General features: G+C 37.9%; 17 protein-coding genes and 1 other annotated feature. Of the genes, 5 read left to right on the top strand and 12 right to left on the bottom strand.

Annotation, left to right across the window (positions count from 1 at the left end; translation table 11 throughout):
• Positions 1 to 193 precede the first annotated feature (193 nt).
• The 5 genes from FS486_RS08910 to zapA all read right to left on the bottom strand — a co-directional run bounded on the left by FS486_RS08910 (position 194) and on the right by zapA (position 5,625).
• A complete protein-coding gene (locus tag FS486_RS08910; RefSeq protein WP_144510983.1) occupies positions 194 to 607 on the bottom strand; it encodes a DUF350 domain-containing protein in 414 nt (137 codons plus the stop codon).
• A gap of 68 nt (positions 608 to 675) precedes the next feature.
• Positions 676 to 3,039 carry an endonuclease MutS2 gene (locus FS486_RS08905; RefSeq protein WP_144510982.1) on the bottom strand — a complete coding sequence of 788 codons (2,364 nt, stop codon included), beginning with the start codon at positions 3,037 to 3,039 and terminating at the stop codon, positions 676 to 678.
• A 15-nt stretch (positions 3,040 to 3,054) separates the two neighbouring features.
• Positions 3,055 to 4,758 (bottom strand): DNA polymerase/3'-5' exonuclease PolX, encoded by a 1,704-nt coding sequence (gene polX, locus FS486_RS08900; RefSeq protein WP_144510981.1) that lies wholly within the window; start codon positions 4,756 to 4,758, stop codon positions 3,055 to 3,057.
• A gap of 59 nt (positions 4,759 to 4,817) precedes the next feature.
• Positions 4,818 to 5,360 carry a CvpA family protein gene (locus FS486_RS08895; RefSeq protein ID WP_144510980.1) on the bottom strand — a complete coding sequence of 181 codons (543 nt, stop codon included), beginning with the start codon at positions 5,358 to 5,360 and terminating at the stop codon, positions 4,818 to 4,820.
• A 4-nt stretch (positions 5,361 to 5,364) separates the two neighbouring features.
• On the bottom strand, positions 5,365 to 5,625 hold the full coding sequence (zapA, locus tag FS486_RS08890; protein ID WP_144510979.1) for a cell division protein ZapA: 261 nt from the start codon (positions 5,623 to 5,625) through the stop codon (positions 5,365 to 5,367).
• 77 nt (positions 5,626 to 5,702) lie between these two features.
• On the opposite strand from zapA, the gene rnhC reads away from it, so the two are divergent.
• Entirely contained in the window at positions 5,703 to 6,638 is a 936-nt protein-coding gene (gene rnhC, locus FS486_RS08885) for a ribonuclease HIII (RefSeq protein WP_144510978.1), read from the top strand.
• A gap of 908 nt (positions 6,639 to 7,546) precedes the next feature.
• On the opposite strand, the gene FS486_RS08880 is transcribed toward rnhC, so the two are convergent.
• The 4 genes from FS486_RS08880 to FS486_RS08865 form a co-directional block, all read right to left on the bottom strand.
• Positions 7,547 to 8,623: an NAD(P)H-dependent flavin oxidoreductase gene (locus FS486_RS08880; protein ID WP_144510977.1), complete on the bottom strand. Its 1,077-nt coding sequence runs from the start codon at positions 8,621 to 8,623 to the stop codon at positions 7,547 to 7,549.
• Between the two features lie 74 nt (positions 8,624 to 8,697).
• Entirely contained in the window at positions 8,698 to 9,225 is a 528-nt protein-coding gene (locus FS486_RS08875) for a GrpB family protein (RefSeq protein ID WP_144510976.1), read from the bottom strand.
• Positions 9,218 to 9,778 (bottom strand): ribonuclease FAU-1 family protein, encoded by a 561-nt coding sequence (locus FS486_RS08870; RefSeq protein ID WP_144510975.1) that lies wholly within the window; start codon positions 9,776 to 9,778, stop codon positions 9,218 to 9,220. The genes FS486_RS08875 and FS486_RS08870 overlap by 8 nt, the downstream gene beginning before the upstream one ends.
• Before the next feature lie 16 nt (positions 9,779 to 9,794).
• Positions 9,795 to 10,028 (bottom strand): hypothetical protein, encoded by a 234-nt coding sequence (locus FS486_RS08865; RefSeq protein ID WP_144510974.1) that lies wholly within the window; start codon positions 10,026 to 10,028, stop codon positions 9,795 to 9,797.
• A 149-nt stretch (positions 10,029 to 10,177) separates the two neighbouring features.
• Between FS486_RS08865 and FS486_RS08860 the strand changes: the two genes are divergently transcribed.
• The gene (locus FS486_RS08860; RefSeq protein ID WP_144510973.1) at positions 10,178 to 11,320 is read left to right on the top strand and encodes an MFS transporter; all 1,143 of its coding nucleotides are present in this window, start codon (positions 10,178 to 10,180) and stop codon (positions 11,318 to 11,320) included.
• Positions 11,321 to 11,407: 87 nt separating this feature from the next.
• Here FS486_RS08860 and pheT read toward each other — a convergent pair whose 3' ends face one another.
• The 3 genes from pheT to FS486_RS08845 all read right to left on the bottom strand — a co-directional run bounded on the left by pheT (position 11,408) and on the right by FS486_RS08845 (position 16,626).
• Entirely contained in the window at positions 11,408 to 13,819 is a 2,412-nt protein-coding gene (pheT, locus tag FS486_RS08855) for a phenylalanine--tRNA ligase subunit beta (RefSeq protein WP_144510972.1), read from the bottom strand.
• Positions 13,820 to 13,831: 12 nt separating this feature from the next.
• On the bottom strand, positions 13,832 to 14,869 hold the full coding sequence (pheS, locus tag FS486_RS08850; RefSeq protein ID WP_144510971.1) for a phenylalanine--tRNA ligase subunit alpha: 1,038 nt from the start codon (positions 14,867 to 14,869) through the stop codon (positions 13,832 to 13,834).
• Between the two features lie 47 nt (positions 14,870 to 14,916).
• Positions 14,917 to 15,150: a binding site (T-box leader), on the bottom strand.
• A gap of 714 nt (positions 15,151 to 15,864) precedes the next feature.
• The gene (locus FS486_RS08845) at positions 15,865 to 16,626 is read right to left on the bottom strand and encodes a TrmH family RNA methyltransferase (protein WP_144510970.1); all 762 of its coding nucleotides are present in this window, start codon (positions 16,624 to 16,626) and stop codon (positions 15,865 to 15,867) included.
• A 90-nt stretch (positions 16,627 to 16,716) separates the two neighbouring features.
• Between FS486_RS08845 and sspI the strand changes: the two genes are divergently transcribed.
• The 3 genes from sspI to FS486_RS08830 all read left to right on the top strand — a co-directional run bounded on the left by sspI (position 16,717) and on the right by FS486_RS08830 (position 19,565).
• Complete coding sequence (gene sspI / locus FS486_RS08840) at positions 16,717 to 16,923, top strand: small acid-soluble spore protein SspI (RefSeq protein WP_093266826.1); 207 nt, start codon at positions 16,717 to 16,719, stop codon at positions 16,921 to 16,923.
• A gap of 265 nt (positions 16,924 to 17,188) precedes the next feature.
• Positions 17,189 to 18,583 carry an FAD-binding oxidoreductase gene (locus tag FS486_RS08835; protein ID WP_144510969.1) on the top strand — a complete coding sequence of 465 codons (1,395 nt, stop codon included), beginning with the start codon at positions 17,189 to 17,191 and terminating at the stop codon, positions 18,581 to 18,583.
• 1 nt (position 18,584) lies between these two features.
• A complete protein-coding gene (locus tag FS486_RS08830) occupies positions 18,585 to 19,565 on the top strand; it encodes a bile acid:sodium symporter family protein (protein WP_144510968.1) in 981 nt (326 codons plus the stop codon).
• The last annotated feature ends 163 nt before the right edge of the window (positions 19,566 to 19,728 follow it).

The following is a 19,728-nucleotide window of genomic DNA, read 5'->3' as shown; positions in this document are numbered from 1 at the left end:
AAAGAATAAATAAAAAAGAGACTGCTACGATCCGCTTGCTTATATAACATACATAAAAGCGCCTCTTAACAGTCTCCCGAATAAATCCTTTTCCTATTCTATTAATTCATTACTACATATATTATTCCGACAAGGACAAAAAGTATGCCTACCGCTATTAAAACTTTCGATAATTTTTCCATTTAAAACGCTCCTATGAAATACTTGCCCCGATGACAAATGATAATCCAACCGAAATAATAAGAGAAATAAACCCGACGGACCGATTATCATTTTCTATTTCTTGATCCACATGAAAGCTTGGTGTTAAAAACTCAAATAACCAGTACGCAATGATTAATAGTGAAAACCCGAATAGTCCCCAGCCAATCATCTGAAATAATGAATTATGCTGCTCTATTGAGTATTTAAATATATTACAAACACCAAAGATTTTCCCACCCGTTGCCATAGCAACAGCGACATTCCCTTTTTTTATTTCTTCCCAGTTTTTATATTTTGTTACGATTTCAAATATAACCATGGAGACAACTAAACATAAAACGACTACACTAAAGTAGCCAGCGGACTCCACTAGTGGGTTTGACCAAAAACCAGACAGCAACATTCTAAAAACCCCTTTAAACTTTTCTTTCTATACGTGCAACTAGATAAAAGGTTTCACTTTCTTTTCGTCTATTTTAATTCGACTACAGTAACTCCGTGCCCACCTTCTCCTGCTTCTCCGAAACGGTAGCTTTTCACACGAGCGTGTTTTTTTAAATATTGCTGAATTGCCTGTCTTAACACACCAGTTCCTTTTCCGTGAATAATCGAAATACGTGGATAGTTTGCTAAAACCGCATCATCTAGATACTTTTCCGTTCGAATCAAGGCATCCTCATAACGTTCTCCTCGAAGGTCAAGTTCAAGTTTTACATGTGAATCTCTTCCCCGAACTGCATTCACTGAAACGGTTTGTTTTTGTTTCTCCGGTTTAATATATTCTAAATCAGATTCATCGAGCTTCATTTTTAACATGCCAATTTGTACGGACCATTCAGATTTAGAAACTTTTTCTAATAATGTTCCTTTTTGTCCGAAACTAAGTACTTTCACTTCGTCACCTGCTTTAAGTTCTTTCGCAAGTTCGTTCAATTTCTTTTGTTTTTTCAACACTGGATTAGAAGGAAGTGCTGCGTCTAGTCGTTTTTTGGCATCTATCAATTCATGATCTTTTATCAATTTATGTGTATTAACTTGCATTTTTCGAAGGTCGCTAATGATTTCATCTGCTTCTCGGCGTGCTTCTTCGATTATCTTTTTCGCCTTTTCTTTTGCTTTTTGCTCTAATTGCTCTTTCTTTTGCTCTAGTTCTGCTAGTCTTTGTTCTAAATCTTCTTTTACTTTTCTAGCTTTTTCTAATTGCTCTTCTGTTTCTTCCGCATCTTTTTCAGCTTGTCTTCTACTTTCTTCTAAGGAAGCAATCATCGAATTGACTTCTCCACGATCCGTTCCTGTAAATGTCTGTGCTTGTTCGATAATATGTCTTGGAAGACCAAGTCGCTCAGAAATCTCAAAAGCATTACTGCGTCCCGGAACGCCAATTAATAATTTGTATGTGGGACTTAATGTTTCAATATCAAACTCGACACTCGCATTCGCTACTCCTGGTCGATTATAGCCATAAGCCTTCAATTCAGGATAATGGGTTGTAGCCATAACACGTGCACCAGTTCCATGGACCGCGTCCAAAATAGAAATAGCAAGTGCTGCTCCTTCTTGTGGATCAGTGCCGGCACCTAATTCATCGAAAATAATAAGGGATTTCTCATCGTATTTCTTTAAAATATCTACAATATTGACCATATGAGATGAAAATGTACTTAAGCTTTGCTCAATCGATTGCTCATCTCCGATATCAGCAAATACCGATTCAAATAATGCAACTTCCGAACCGTCTAGAGCTGGAATCGGAATTCCACTTTGGGCCATTAATGTGCATAGTCCAACGGTTTTCAAGGTTACTGTTTTACCACCTGTATTTGGACCTGTTATGACGATAGCGGTAATATCTTTTCCAAATTCGATTGTATTTTCAACAACTTGATCGATAGGAATAAGCGGGTGTCTTGCTTTTACCAATCGAATATATCCTTCATTATTTATTTGGGGCATTGTACATTTCTCTGCTTGTCCATATTTTGCTTTAGCTAAAATAACATCCATTTCACCTAAAATATTTACTAGTAAGAAAATATCATGTCCAACTAATTCTACTTCTCCTGTTAGCTTGATAAGGATTCGTTCAATTTCTTCTTGTTCTTTTACCTTTAAGCTACGAATTTCATTATTTATTTGAACGACTGCGGAAGGTTCGATAAATAATGTTTGACCAGAAGAAGACTGGTCGTGAATAATTCCACCGTAATGGCTGCGGTATTCTGATTTTACTGGAATTACATAGCGGTCATTACGTATGGTAACAATAGAATCGGAAAGCATTTTAGATGCATTTGCACCACGAATGTAGCTTTCTAATTTTTCTCGTACTCGACTTACTTGAATACGCAATTGTTGGCGAATGGAACGTAAATTACTGCTAGCACTATCCAACACTGCTCCATTTTCATCGATACAATCATTTATCTCATGTTCAAGGGCAGTTAGTATCGGCATAGCTTCTTTTTTGGCAAGAAAATGTGGAATTGTCACATCTTCAGATTCCGCAACGTTTTCTAAAAACTGTCGTAAAATTTTACTAGCACGAATGGTGCTTGCAGTCTCCATTAGTTCGATAGGACTTAACATCCCACCTATTTGGGCTCTCTTAGCATGGGGGCGAATATCCGTAATTCCTCCCATAGGTACATTTCCTCGAAGGCGAAGAACTGACAATCCTTCATCCATTTCTTCTAAAAGCTTCGTTACTTCCTCAAAATCTACGGATGGAACTAGCTTGTCTATATGGCTTTTTCCAATAGAAGAAGTACAATATTTAGCTACTTCTTCCCGTACTTTATAATATTCTAATGTTTTTAGTGCTCTTTCAGCGATCACCGCGGCACCTCCTAATTAATTCTTTATCATTTTATTAAATTTTTCTAATGTCCATGTATTGACAATTGTATCTTTATGCAACCATGCCTTTTGTGCATAACGGACACCGATGTCCATATATTTCAACTGGTTGATATGGTGAGCATCTGTATTTATAGCAAGTGGGACACCTTTTTCTTGCGCAAGCTTTAAATATTCCGTTTGCAAATCCAGTCGATATGGGTTGGCATTCAACTCTAATATTTTACCATAATCCTTTGCCCATTCTATTAATGTTGGGACATCTGGATTGTATCCGTTTCGTTGTTCAATAATTCTTCCTGTTGGGTGAGCGATCATATGCACATATGGGTTTTTAATAGCATTATATAAGCGCTCCATAATTTTTTCTTGCGGTTGGCTAAAGCTTGAATGGATAGAAGCAATGACAAAATCTAACTGCTTTAAAATTTCATCATCAAAGTCGAGTGAACCATCAGGAAGAATATCCATTTCTGTCCCTGCAAAAATTTCGATATCTGTATATTTATTATTTAATTCGTGAACTATTTCGATTTGTTTCAGCAAACGTTCCTTTGATAGACCGTTCGCTACCTTTAAATAGTCGGAATGATCAGTGATCACAATATGTGTGTATCCTTTTACCCGACTCGCTTCCACCATTTCCTCGATAGAGTGTGCACCATCTGACCAAGTAGAATGCATATGGAAATCTCCCTTAATATCATCCAATGTGACGAGTAAAGGCAACTGCTCCAATTTCGAAAACTCAGAGCCATCCTCTCTTACAGTCGGTGGAATAAAAGGCAAGTCGAAATGAGCATAAAAGTCTTCTTCAGATGTAAAATGTTGCATAGTACCGTCTTCTTGCTCGACACCATATTCACTTATTTTCTTTCCTTGATCTTTTGCAATTTGTCTCATTTTTATATTATGGTCTTTGGAACCGGTAAAATGGTTTAATGCAGATGCATATTGATACAATTCGACTAAACGGAAATCGACATCTATTTCGTTTTCTCCCTCTAAAGTAACTGAAACTTTCGTATCCCCTGCGGCAATTACTTTTCGTACTGGAAGTTCTGTTAATAGTGCTTCTCGAACTTCTGAAGCGGAACTTGTTGCGATAATGAAGTCTATATCCTTACTCGCTTCTTTTACTCTTCTATAGGAACCTGCAACGGAGTATTTTTCTATACTGTCCATTTTCGCTAGTCTATTTTCTATCATTTCAACAATTGGTTCTAGCTGCCATACTGCCGTACGCTCGGGTCGAGACTGTAAGTTTTCAATTTCTGCGAGAATTTTCATCTCTGTTTTCGCCGCAAATCCAGCTAACGTCTTCACTTTTCCAGCTTCGCAAGCTAACTTTAACGCATCAATTGAGTCGATTTGCAGCTCTTTATATAGCTTGGCAATTTTTTTCCCACCAAGTCCCGGTATTTTTAACATTGGAAGCAAACCACTAGGAACAGTATGTTGAAGTTCCTTTAATAAGGTCGACTCTCCTGTGTTTATTAAATCTTCAATAACAGCACCAGTTGCAGCGCCAATTCCTTTTAATGATAATATGTTATCCATTTCACCAAGACTTCGTGCATCCAATTCTAAAACTTGAGCAGCTTTTCGAAACGCAGAAACTTTAAACGGATTTTCCCCTTGCAATTCCATATATAAAGCAATTTTTTCTAATGTATTAATAATTGTTTTCTTATCCACGTAAATAGCCCCCTGCCGAATGAAGTAAAAAAACTTCCCTCTGCTGAGAGAAGTTTAAGTTATTTTTCCATATAGATATACCATAAATTTTTCATCGTTTCCGATAGAATTGGCGTATGTTCCAATATCCAATCTGTTAATAAAGAATTCGCTATTAAATTTTGGATCAGATCAATTGGTAAAAGTGCAAATACATAAAGCAATACAAATAGGATAAAGTAAAATTCGATAAAACCTAAAACAGCGCCGATAATATTGCTTATAAAGCCAAGTATCGGTAAATACTTTAAGAAATCAAACATAGATCCTATTAATTGCAATGCGAATTTAACCGCGATAAAGATAAGGGTAAATGCAATAATTCGATAAAATGTTTGATCTAATTCCAAGTTTTCCACTGCAATGGTAAGCTTAGAGCCTGCGGTTATTGCGGGAAAGGGAATCCACAGAACAAATTTGTCTGCAAGTGGTTTATAATAAGTATACGCCACGATCAGTGCAATGATAAAACCAGTCATATGAATGAGTTGGAGTATCAAACCACGTTTTGCGCCGGTTATAAATCCGGCTACGAGTAATATTAATATAAGAATATCTAACATCTTTTCAGTCCTTTAACTTTTTCAATTCTTCTTCTAGTATTTCTAATTGCTCTTTTACTTTTATGTAATCGTTCACTGCATTAACTGCAGTAAGCACAGCAAGCTTTGGAATATCTAGTTGACCATTATGAGAATGGATCTCTCGCATTTTATCATCTACCATGGAGGCAACAAGTCTCATATGGCCAGAAGTTTCGGAACCTACCATTTTATAAGTCTGTCCGTATATATCAACAGAAATTCTTGTCTTTTGTTGTTCTGACAAAGTCATACCCTCCCCAGAAAATCCTAATTCTAATAATAACACGAAATAGATTACGATGTGAAGAAAGGAACGAACGAATGTCAAACGAAGTATTAATAATGAAACCCGCTGAAATCGAAAAAGTGCAAGCATATTATTTAAAATATAAAGTAGAAAGGTCTGCTCCAGGTGTCGTTTTCGCCGCAAAATTATCAGATACAGCGGTCACCATCTATAAATCTGGCAAAGTTATGTTTCAAGGAAACGGAGCAGCTAGAGAAGCAGCAATTTGGAGTGGAGACTCGGTTAAAACCAAAGAAAAGGTAACGAATACAAAAGGTGACACATTACCAGAGAATTTTGCTCGCTTTTCTGTTGTCGGCTCAGATGAAACTGGAACAGGGGACTACTTCGGCCCCATTACAGTAGCTGCTTGTTTCGTTCGGGAAGATCAAGTGGAACTTGTGAAGGAACTTGGTGTAAAAGATTCGAAAATGCTGACGGATGAATCGATGCGTAAGATGGCTCCTGATTTAATGGCTACTTTAACACATAGCGTTCTTGTGTTGAAAAATGAAAAATACAATGATATACAAAGCCGTGGGTGGTCTCAAGGGAAAATAAAAGCGCTAATGCACAACCAAGCTCTTAAGCATGTGCTGAATAAAATGGCTCCAGAAAAACCAGCGTATATTTTGATCGATCAGTTTGCAGAGCGTGGTATTTACTACAATCATATTAAAGCAGAAAAAGAAATTGTCCGTGAAAATGTGTTATTTTCCACAAAAGCAGAGCAGCTACATGTTTCCGTTGCAGCAGCATCCATTATTGCAAGATATGCATTTTTAAAAGAAATGGACCGTCTAAGTGAAATGGCGAACACATCAATTCCTAAAGGGGCAAGTGCAAAAGTGGATGAAATAGCAGCCAAAATTTATTTGAAGCATGGAGCAGATTTTCTAAAATCTATTACGAAATGGCATTTTGCAAACACTGGGAAAGCAATGAACCTTGCGAATAAGAGACGGTTTTAATAGATAAGATATCACTTCTAGCCGTTATGTATGTTATCCCAATTTGTATATAGAAAATGGTCTATTAGTTTATGTATATTCGTTTTTTAGGGATAGTGCGTCTTAAGGAAGTGTCCGCTTGGATTTCCGCTGCAGCCGGACGCTTTCCGTGGGGTGAGTGAGGAGCCTTCACCGTCCGCTTTGGCGGTCGCCTGTGAAGTCTCCTCTTACTCACTTGATCCCGTTAGAGTCGCCGCCCTTCAGCCCCAATCCATCAAAATAGACGCTTTTTCCTGTATTTATTAGCCATTAAAAGTTAGGAAATGGCTTAGCGAGACCAAATATCTCGTGAAAGCAACCAATTCACTATGCGGAGCAACCAGTTTGCGCTTGAAAGCAACCAAATTGACAACGAGCGCAACCAATTCTCCACGCAAATGCTAGAGAGCACTAATTATTATGCACTTTCCATGAAGAATCCGCTTAATTTAATTGATTAGATCGTCCATTTAAATTACGCAACATTTCAGTCGTTACTCGCAACATTTAGGACGGATTAAACTTTTATGCTTGCATAGCAACATTCTTTGCTCGCAGCGGAAGCAATTTTATTTGATTTTCTCTTTAGGTGGCGCTCTTAGCCTTTGTTCCGCTGTGGGCAAATGAGCCAACCCAACGACGCCTAAGCGGCGGGGCTGGCTCATCGCTCACCCGGCGGAAAGCGTCCGCAAGAGGAGAAAATCTTAGCGGTCATTAGTCAACGTACTAAGTTGCCCTATCTATATAATAAGGCATTGCAGATTACCCTAGATATATTGACCGAGTTGAAAAATTTATGTCACTCAACGTCCACGATGAGATATAAAAATGTGTTTCCTATAAGAAAATAATTTTTATTGATTTAGGAGAAATAGTAGCTGATATTTATTTCATTCGGGTATTTCGGATCCTTTCACGTAATCAGTAATCCGTCGAATAAGTGCTTCCACCGTCTCTTTCTTTGCAAGTGTAGGGCTTTGTCCAGACCAAAGTGACATATACTCCTTGTCATGTTGAGCGGCTGCAGCTTTTCGAATCGGTTGTGTCAGACCATTTTGTACTGGGAAATTTGGTATCTTTGCTTCATGTTTCTCCATTTCGTTCGTGAATTTATTTGAAATACCCCTTGCCCATTTTCCAGAAAATGCTCGAGTAAGTATTGTATCTTCATCTTTTGCATGTAAAATTGCTTCTTTGTGAACTGGATGCGCTCCACTTTCTTCACATGTTAAAAAGGCTGTACCCATTTGAACCGCTTTCGCCCCTAAGTCTAGAGACGCCATTAGTCCCCTACCGTCCATTATTCCTCCAGCTGCAATTACAGGAATTGATACGTGGTCTGTAACTTGTGGAATCAATGACATTAAACCAATTAAGCTATCCTCATGACTACTTATAAAATTACCTCTATGTCCTCCTGCTTCACTCCCTTGCACAACAATAGCATCCATTCCTAGTTTCTCAATAGCCATTGCCTCAACCACTGTGGTAGCAGTTCCAATTAAAATAACTCCCTGCTGCTTTAATTGTGAAATGATATCTATAGAAGGAACACCAAACGTAAAGGAACAAATAGGTACCATTTCTTCAATAATTACTTTAATTTGTTTTTTGTATGCCTGCATTGTTTTTTCCGTAGTAGGTAATGCCGTATCTGTACTTTCTATGTTTAAATGTGAACGAAATGTTTGTAATAAATGATTTGCTGCTTCTATTTCTTCTTCAACTAGCTGAAAATCGTTTGGCACAAATAAGTTGACCCCAAAATTATTTGTTGTTAGTCCTTTTATTTCTCTAATTTGTTCGCGTAATTGTGCCGGACTTAAATAGCCTGCCCCAATCATTCCAAGAGCGCCGTTATTGGAAACTGCTGCAACTAATTTGGAAGTAGTAATTCCCCCTGCCATTGGTGCTTGAATAATTGGGTGGTCTATTTTTAATAGATTGGTAAGTTCATTCTTTAACATATTTCTCCTCCTATCCAACGTATAAACTATTCTATGTGAATCACCCTCATGAACAGCAAATTATTTACAATTAGTTATCTTTGTTTTTCGACGTCATTGTACCATTTCAATGCATCTCGTTCAATTTCTGAAGCTACATTCTCTTTTCCTTTAATATACGATTCAATATCATAAGGAAACTGTTTTGCTAATGCTACCTTTAAATTTCCATACTTCTTTTTAACATTTGGATGTGTACTCAAGTAATCTCGAAAGGCAAGATGTCGTTCAATGCCTGGATTGCCAACTTCGTATATATGAACATGGTGCGTTCGATCATTTCCGCCCTTTTGAAAATACCTACGACCGGGAAGTCCATTTTCCCCCTTTGGCTCGTAGCCAATTGCAATCATTTCGTTATTAAATGTATCGATTTTTGAAATATCTCGTACGACCGGCATTATATCGATAATTGGTTTTGCGCTCAAACCATTTACCGACGTGCTTCCAATATGATGAATTATTTGAATTTCTGAACCAAATGCTTTTTGAAGCAGTATCGCTTCTTCCTCAAACTTCTTCTTCCATTCTGCTGAATGTTCTTCCACTAATACTTTACGCATTTTCTTTTTTCACCTCTTGTAGATGTCCTTCTAACAATTCTTTATGGATCTTTGAATAATTAAGCAAATTAAATTGCCCAGCCTTAATACAAGTAGTAATTCTAGTTGCTTCATCCCGCGCTGAATCGTACATTTTCTGAGTAATAATCCTATTTTCAAACGCTTCTTCTAATTCTTCCTCGTCCAACTGAATAATTTCTCCTGTCGGCAAGACAACAATATCTAAGAATAAATCATCCATCCAAGGAATATTATTTTCAATTCCGATTTCGTTACATATTTCAATATACCACTGCACGATCACTCCCTTAGCATCGAACATTGTAGTGACTGAAAATTTTTTCCCCTTTGGAAAATATTGTAGCCACATATAATTATCATCTACTATACAAATTCTCTTTTCTCCATACTGTACCCATAGCGGCTCGGTAACCTTAATTAGGTTTAATAATGTGACATGGCCTGTAAATTCTTTTTTCGAGACAAAAGATTGGGTATACTCTTTTTGAATAATTCGTTTCCAATCTGCGCGATTTCCGTATCTTCTATACATTCCCTATCCTCCCTCTCTATTTTTTTCGTTCATTACCACGTTTAAAATTCCCCGTAATTTTCGCTAAAATTAGTTGTTCTTCCTTTTCGTTTTCTGCGGCTTTTATCCTTATCAAGAACTTATCCGCCTCTTTTCCTTTCAATATTTTCACACGTTTACCATGAAACTCTATAAAAACAGAATTATCCTTAGTTATCTGATAGCAAAAAGGGGTTTCATCTAAACGATTCCTTTTATCAATATTATCCATCTCGTTTCCTCCATTCAAAATCAGCAGTAAGTTTTCTAACTTATAAGTTAATTAAAGTATACTAGATTATTCCTTATGTACGTACAATTCGCTGTTAAAATCCGTTACAATAGAAGGAATCATATAATTTTTACGTAAGGAGAGTTTTTTTGAAAGTTCAAGTTTTACTTAAAGGGTATAATTTTTTATTTTTCGGCTTACTCGCATTATTTATTCCTTTTTTACCTGTCTATTTAGGAGAACAAGGCTTATCAGCTAGTGAAATAGGTCTTATTATAGGTACTGGTGGCTTTGTCACGCTGATTGCCCAGCCATTATGGGGTTTCATCAGTGATAAGACAAAAACAATCAGGAAAGTAATGCTGCTTCTCGTTTGCTTAACAGCGATTTCAGGTTATTTTCTCTTTAGTGTAAATAGTTTCGTATTGCTCGTTATTTTTGCGTTGCTCGTTTATTTTTTCCTTATGCCGCTTGATCCGCTAACAGAGAGTCTCAATTTCACCGTTTCGGAAATGGCACGTATAAGCTATGGTTCTATTCGAACATATGGCGCACTTGGTTACGCAGTATTGTCTTTGGTAGCGGGATTTGCAATGGATTATTTCGGTGTGAACAGTATTTCCATATTATTTATTTTATTGGGGCTTATATCTTTTGGCGTTATTTGGTTTATGCCAAATGTACAAGCTTCATCTAAACCCGTGACGATGGCGGGACTTAAACAAGTATTAAAAAATAAAGAAATGCTTTTATTTTTAGTATTGGTGTTTATTAGTTCAGTGCCTGCACGCATGAACGATACATTTTTGGGGATTCATATCCGGGCTCTTGGAGGGGATACCTCTCTAGTAGGAATTACATTTTTCCTTTCCGCAACAAGTGAAATTATTATTTTCGCGTTAAGTTTTTGGTGGCTTCGAAAAGGAAGAGAGCTTGAAATGATTACGGTTGCAACTTTTTTCTATTTTGTACGATTTATTGCATCTGCTTTCGTTACAAGCCCTGTTGCTCTAACTGTAGTTCAAATATTGCAGATGGTTACATTTCCTATTTTTTATACTGCAGCAATCCAGTATTTATACCAAATTATGCCGAAAGAATGGAGAGCTACTGGACAAACCGTTCTTGCACTATTATTCTTTGGTCTTTCGGGTATTATCGCATCATATGCGGGAGGCTATATATATAAGGAATTAGGTGGACATACGTTTTATTTTATACTATCTTTTATGTCATTTATTGGAGTATTGTTTGGTATTTTCTTGATGCTTCGAAAACGCAAATCTGCTTGAATAAAAGAGCATCTAGCTATACCTCAATCTATTACCATATTATCAAAACAAAGGAGCAGCCCCATTATCGGTGCTACTCCTTTTATCTTATCCTCTAAGTTCTGCGCCAGCTTGTTCAGCAAGTGCCTTTAATACTTTGTTATGTGCGTTCACAACTTCTTCATCTGTTAGTGTACGTTCAGGATCAAAATAAGTTAAAGAGAAAGCAACCGATTTTTTGCCTGGTTCCATTTTTTCTCCTTCATATAAATCGAATAAATGTACACCTCTTAATAATCGGCCACCTGATAACTGAATAATTGCTTGAAGTTCCCCGGCAGCTTTTTCGCTGTCTACTACTAATGCAATATCACGTGTGATGGACGGGAATTTAGAAACTGGGGCATAGTATAATGCTTCAATTTCTTTATTTAGCACTTTTGCTAAGTTCATTTCCACAACGTATGTGTCCTTCAAATCGCGTGTCTTTTGTTCTGATGGATGCAATTGTCCGATTAGACCAATTTCTTTTCCAGAAAGCTTGATGGAAGCTGTACGGCCAGGATGTAATCCGTCTACTACTGCACGTTCAAAAGTCAATTCTTTCGAAAGCCCAAGAAGCTCCATTAATCCTTCGACAATCCCTTTTAATACGAAGAAATCGACTGCTTTTTTCTCCCCTTGCCAACTGTGATCCATCCACTTGCCAGCAATAACTGCAGCTAAATGTTCCTGTTCATAAGGTAGACCTGATTCTGTTTCGCCTAAAAAGACAGATCCTACCTCATATAGTGCAACTGTATCTGCTTGGCGAGCTGTATTATAAGTTACTGCGTCCAATAAATGAGGGATTAAGCTTTGGCGAAGTGTGCTTCGTTCCTCACTCATTGGCATGAGTAGCTCTGTTACTGGAGCTGTTTCTAAAGCAAACTTTTGAGACATTTCTCTAGATGTTAAAGAATATGTTATTGCTTGGTAAAGACCTGCACCCTCTAAATAAGCACGAACTTGGCGACGTTTTGCCTGATAAGATGTGAGACCACCTGGTTTTGATTCTTCTACTGGTAATGTCATTGGAATTTCATCATACCCATACATACGTGCAATTTCTTCCACAATATCTTCTGGAATTTTAATATCTTGACGACGAGTAGGGGCATTAATGTATAAATATCCATTCGCTGCTTGGTAGTCAAATTTCAATCTTGTTAATATTGATGTCATATCTTCTAAGGAAATCTTCATACCTAAACGGTTATTGATAAAGTCTGGAGAAACTACTACTTCCACAGGTGTTTTATCCAATTCGTCTACTACTACTGAACCAGCTAGTACTTCCCCACCTGCAAGTTCAGCTAGTAAGCTTGCCGCACGTTCAGCAGCTAGAACGACACGATTTGGATCTACCCCTTTTTCGAATCGAGCACTCGCATCACTACGTAAATTATGGTCTTTTGACGTTTGACGCACAGACCCAGCAGCGAAGTAAGCAGATTCGATCACGACAGTTGTTGTACCATCATGCACCTCTGAATTAGCTCCACCCATTACACCGGCAATAGCAACTGGCTCTTTACCGTTTGTAATAACTAAGTGATTCGTTTTAAGTGTGCGTTCTTGGTCATCGAGTGTGACAATCTTTTCTCCCTCATTTGCAAGGCGCACAACAAGTTCTTTTGTTTCTAGACGGTCATAATCGAATGCATGAAGTGGTTGACCATATTCCATTAACACGTAGTTCGTAATATCTACTACGTTATTATGTGGACGAACGCCTGCAGCCATTAGGCGGTGCTGTAACCAAAGCGGTGATTCCTTCACTTGTACATTCTTCACTACTTTTGCTACATACATTGGGTTTTCCTGAATAGCATCTACATGCAAACTTAAGTAATCAGATGCTTTTTCATTGCTTTCTGTATACGTTGCTTCTGGGTACTTCATATCCTCAGATAAAATTGCTCCAACTTCGTATGCTACGCCTAGCATACTTAGTGCATCAGAACGATTTGGCGTTAATCCTAGCTCAAGAATTGTATCATCTAAACCAAGTAGTGGAAGTGCATTTTCTCCTGGAGTTGCAGTTTCTGGAAGTACATAAATACCTTCTGCATAAGCTTTAGGAACAAGTCTTCCCTCAATGCCCAACTCTTGAAGTGAACAAATCATTCCGTTCGATTCTTCTCCACGCAGTTTTGCTTTTTTGATTTTTACTCCACCTGGTAGAACTGCTCCTGGACGTGCAACAATTACTTTTTGTCCTGCTGCCACATTGGGAGCTCCACAAATGATTTGTGTAGTTTCTTCTCCAACATCTACTTGGCAAATATTTAATTTATCTGCTTCTGGGTGCTTCACTTTTTCTTTCACATAACCAACAACTACATTTGTCATTCCTTGCGTGCGATCAATTACTGCATCTACCTCAATACCTGAACGTGTAATTTTTTCACCTAAATCTTTCGGATCAAGCTCTTGTGTATTCACATATTCTGCTAACCATTTCGTCGAAACTAACATGTCATTTCCTCCTTACACTTCTGTTCGGTGGAATTGCGATAAGAAACGCACATCATTTGTATAGAAATGACGAATATCTTCCACTCCATATTTCAACATTGCAATACGCTCTGGGCCCATACCAAATGCAAAACCAGATAACTTTTTCGAATCATAGCCTGCCATTTCTAGAACGTTTGGATGTACCATTCCAGCACCTAAAATTTCTATCCAACCAGTTTTTTTACATACATTACAGCCACTTCCGCCACATTTGAAACAAGAAATGTCCATTTCAACGGAAGGCTCTGTAAATGGGAAGAAACTTGGACGAAGACGAATTTCTCGGTCTTCTCCGAACATTTTCTTGGCAAATATAGAAAGGGTCCCTTTTAAATCACTCATGCGAATATTCTCCCCAATAACAAGCCCTTCAATTTGTGTAAATTGATGTGAATGTGTCGCATCGTCATTATCTCGTCGGTACACTTTACCAGGGCAAATAATTTTAATTGGTTTGCCTTCTTTTGCTTCCATCGTGCGAGCTTGAACAGGCGATGTGTGTGTACGAAGTAAAATATCTTCTGAAATGTAGAAAGAGTCTTGCATGTCGCGGGCAGGATGGCCTTTCGGTAAGTTTAAAGCTTCAAAGTTGTAATAATCCTTTTCTACTTCTGGTCCTTCCGCAATTTCATAGCCCATGCTTATAAACAAGTCTTCAATTTCTTCTACTACGCGAGTTAGAGGATGATGATTCCCTGTTTTCACTGGACGACCTGGTAATGTTACGTCGATTGATTCTTTTTCCAATTGTTCCTGGATCGCTTGTTCTTGAAGTAACGTCATACGAGCTTCTAATACTTCTGTAACTTCTTCACGTACTACGTTTACAAGTGCACCCATTTTCGGACGTTCTTCAGCTGGAAGTTTACCCATTCCTTTTAGTAGATCTGTAATCGGTCCTTTTTTCCCTAAATATGCAACACGTACGTCATTTAATTCTTTGACATTCGCAGAAGCTTCAATTTTTTGTAACGCTTCTTCTTTTAACTGTTGAAGTTGTGCTTCCATGTTTGACTGATCTCTCCTTTTTGACAAAATAAAAACCCCGCCCCTATAAAAGGGACGAGGACTAATTTCGCGGTACCACCCTGATTATTGCACGACTAAATGTGCAATCACTCAATTCGACTAACGGCTCTACACCGGCGCACCTTTACAGTCAATGACTGGTCCCGGTGGCAGCTAGCGGGGTGAACTTCTACACGCATTCTCTATTTACACTTTCAGTCAAGGTATAAAATTCCTTTTTTCGAATAATCGTATATACTTTTCCCGATGACAGCTTTTATATATCAAATTATGATCTATTATACGGAATTTTAAACATTACTTCAAGTGTGACTTTTTTATATTGCGGAATATGGGGATAATCTGTCTTAACAGGTATCCACTATGATTTTCTCTGCTTGCGGACGCTTTCCGCCGGGTGAGCGATGAGCCACCCCCGCGCTTAAGCGTCGTTGGGGTGGCTCATTTGCCCACGCATCCGGCAGGAGTCGCCTTCAGCAGAGAAAATCCAAGAAAATTGCTATGTAAGCATAAAAGTTCAATCCGTCCCAAATGTTGCGAGTTTGTATTGAAATGTTGCGCATCAAGTATAAAATGTTGCGAGTAACGACTGATATGTTGCGCAAATTTTAATGGACCATCTATTCAATTTAAATTAAGCGGATTCTTCATGGAAAGTGCATGTAATCAGTGTGCTCTAGATTTTGCGTGAAGAATTGGTTGTACTTATTGTCGATTCGGTTGCTTTCATGGGACAAATGGTTTCCCTTAGAAGCTATTCTTTTTTGGGATTGGAACTGCAGGCGGCGACTCCAGTGGGATCAAGTGAGTAAGAGGAGACTTCACAAGCGACCGCCAAAGCGGACGGTGAAGGCTTCTCACTCACCCCACGGAAAGCGTCTGGCTGCAGCGGAAATCCAAGCGACCACTTCCTTACGACGCATTATCCCTCTATTGCACCACTTCCATCTCTGTCATTTATTGCTCTTTTCACATTATAATGCCAATCCATATAACAAAATACCAGTTGCAACAGCCACATTTAATGACTCAGCTTGTCCTATAAGGGGAACAATAATATTTTGATCGGTTTTTTGTAAAAGCTCTGCGTTTATGCCGCTTCCTTCATTGCCAACGATTAACGCAAAGTCATTACTTTTTGTTAACTCATTGAACGGTGTAGAATTTTCAAATGCAGTACCAAAAACGGGCACTTGTCGATTTTTTAAACCGTCTACCCATTCATGTAAATCTCCTTTTATAACCGGTATATGAAAATGGGATCCTTGCGCCGAACGCAATGTTTTAGAATTATATGCATCTGCTGACCCTTTTCCTAGAATAACAGCATCGATTCCCACTGCATCTGCTGTTCGAATCATCGTTCCGATATTCCCTGGATCTTGTACAGCATCAATTAGTAAAAGACGATTCCATTTCGCTTGTTCTTGTTCATCTACTGCTTGTTGTTTACAATGTGCAAATATTCCTTGTGTATGCTCTGTTTCTGCTAGCTCTTTTTTTATCACATCATTTATCTCAACGATTTCTAAGTTATCTACATCCCAACTCGTCGGAATTTCACTCGTATCACTAATCATAACTGTTAATACATTTTCTTTTTGTTTAATCGCTTCTTCGATTAAATGATAACCTTCTATCAAGAATTCGCCAGTTTTATCTCGTTCTTTACGCACGCTTAATAGTTTTTTCCAATGCTTTACTAGCGAGTTTTGGGGTGATTCAATTCGTTTCATCTATCGGTAACCGCCTTTTTTATTTAATAGTACCAAATTCATGTATAGCTGGCGAGAGTTTGGGGAAGATAATTGCGAGGAGTGATGAAAATGGATTTTCAAATCCGTGAAGCGATTTCAAACAATCTAAAAGGCAATTCAGCAACAGATATTCGTAATGTAGTGGAAGATGCAATTCAAAGAGGAGAAGAACATTTACTACCTGGTTTAGGCGTGATCTTTGAAAAATGGTGGAAAATGGCAGACGATACAAAACGGAACTCCGTATTAAATGAAATCTCAACTGCATTCAAATAAAAACAATCCGTGAAGAATTATAATTCTTCACGGATTGTTTTTATTTACCTTTAGAAAACTCACACACTTTGCGAAAAAATTCACAAACAAAACAATCCCTTATTTTATAAGGGTTTCAACTTAATTTTCTAACTAAAAAACTGTTGTTTTCACCTAAAAAGTAATATTTTTTATTGCTATTTGCTGAATTGTCTATATAATTACTCTAATAGAATCGGAATTATCCGAAAAATGTATTTATTCATTAGTAAAGAGGCGATTTGAAATGACTGTATCAACCGAAAATGTAGTAAATTTATTAAAAGAGTTTTTAGAGGAAAATCAAGTATCGATCAATCAAACTGTACGAGAACTCCATGGGAAAGATGAATCTTATCATGATGTGAGTCTTCCAGATATTGTTGTGTTTCCTAAAACAGCTGAAGAAGTAAGTAATATTATGAAAGTTGCTAACAAACTTCAAATAGCAGTAGTGCCTTTTGGAAGAGGCTCTAGCTTAGAAGGACATGTCATACCTTACGAGAATGGGATCACAATCGATTTTTCATTAATGGACAAGATTTTAGAAGTCCGTGAAAATGATTTGCTTGTTAAAGTGCAACCTGGTGTAACAAGAACTCAACTAAATAAAGAATTGAAGAAATATGGGCTTTTCTTTTCAGTTGACCCGGGAGCAGATGCAACCTTAGGGGGAATGGCGGCAACAAACGCGAGCGGCACAACAACTGTAAAATATGGAGTTATGCGTGATCAAGTACGTGATTTAGAGGTGGTACTGGCTGACGGTACAATTATACATACAGGCAATTTAGCTGCAAAATCAGCATCAGGTTATCATTTAAACGGACTTTTCGTAGGTTCTGAAGGAACTCTTGGATGTTTCACGGAATTGACTTTAAAAGTTTATGGGATTCCAGAATTCACAACAGCTGCTAGGGCTGTCTTCCCTTCCGTTAAAAATGCAATCGAAGCCGTAACATCCATTTTACAAGCTGGTATCCCAATTGCGCGAGTCGAGTTGGTAGATGAAAGTTCGATTAGGCAGGTAAATCGTTTTAGCGAAACGAATTATGCAGAAAAACCTACACTGTTTTTAGAATTTGATGGAAATGAAGCAGGCTTACAACAAGATGTAGAGTTCACTAAGGAAATAATGGATGATCATGGCTGCGCAGAAATTCAGTTTGAAACAGATAATACGGCTCGCACTAAACTTTGGGATGCTAGGCATAACCTAGCATATGCATATATACATGGGCACGTCGGCAAAAAAATGATGGTAACGGACGTTTGCGTACCTATTTCGGAACTAGCAGAAGCCGTAATATTTGCTCGTAAAGAGCTTGATTCAATTGGTCTTCCTGGAGGTATTCTAGGACATGTTGGAGATGGCAACTTCCATGCCCTTTTAATGATTGATATGACTAACCCTGAAGAAGTTAATAAAGCTGATACTTTCAACGAAAAAATTGTTCAATATGCATTGGAAAGAGACGGAACTTGTACAGGGGAGCATGGTGTAGGTGTTGGAAAACAAAAATACCAAGCTGCCGAACATGGAGCAGCATTACAAGTAATGGAGAAAATTAAAGTTGCACTTGATCCAAACAACATTTTAAATCCAAACAAAATTGTAAAAATAAAAAGGGTTGGTGAGTAAATTGAAAGTATTAGAATCTATTAGTAATTTTGCAGGGAAGTACTTTGCATTCTTAGTAATCGCAGTAGCAGTTATCGCATTTTTAATTCCGGACACCTTTCTACCTTTTGGAAAATATATTACCATTTTACTTGGTGTCGTTATGTTCGGTATGGGACTTACGTTAAAAGCAGTCGATTTTAAACTGATTTTAACGCATCCCAAACCAGTTATTATAGGAGTTTTGGCTCAGTTCATTATCATGCCCTTAACTGCATTTGCAATTGCTTATATATTACAATTGCCAAGTGAATTAGCTGCTGGTCTTGTTCTCTTAGGTTCAGTACCTGGAGGAACTGCTTCCAACGTTATGGTTTATTTAGCAAAAGGTAATGTGCCATTATCAATTACGATGACATCTTTCTCGACTATTCTTGCACCACTATTAACACCATTATTACTTCTTTTACTTGCGGGACAATGGATGCCAGTAAATGCGTTGTCCATGTTCATGTCAATAGTACAAGTGATTATTTTTCCAATAGCTCTTGGATTATTAGTAAAAAAGTTAATGCCTACTGTTGTCGAGAAAAGCTTGAATGTGGTTCCCCTTATTTCAGTATTAGCGATTATTACGATTGTTTCAGCAGTAGTAGCAGGTAACGTAAACAATATTGCTTCTGCAGGATTCCTCGTGTTTGTTGGAGTATTCTTGCATAACGGCGCAGGTTTACTCTTAGGTTTCTATGCAGCAAAACTAATGGGACTGTCAGAGCTGGATCGTCGTGCTATTTCCATTGAAGTGGGTATGCAAAATTCCGGATTGGGTGTTGCATTAGCAACAGCTCATTTGGGACCTCTGGCTGCTTTACCGAGTGCACTAGGTGCCGTTTGGCATAATATTTCAGGTCCAATTTTAGCAACTTATTGGTCCAAACGTCCGGAAAAAGATACGGTAGAAATTCCTGTAGTAAAAACGCAAAGTAAGATTTCAGAAGCTTAACGATTAATCAAGGCCAATCCCAAAAGTCAGGTTTTGACAGTGGGATTGGCCTTTTTATATACGCAATAAAGAGTGATTCAGCGTCTCCCGAATCACTCTTCCTATGTAGCGATGTAGCCATCCATCTTGACGGACAACATCGCATGTATATCACGGATTGCTA

The sequence above is a fragment of the Bacillus sp. FJAT-22090 genome (assembly GCF_007676755.1).
Lineage (GTDB): Bacteria > Bacillota > Bacilli > Bacillales_A > Planococcaceae > Psychrobacillus.
This window is presented reverse-complemented; position numbering and strand designations above follow the sequence as displayed.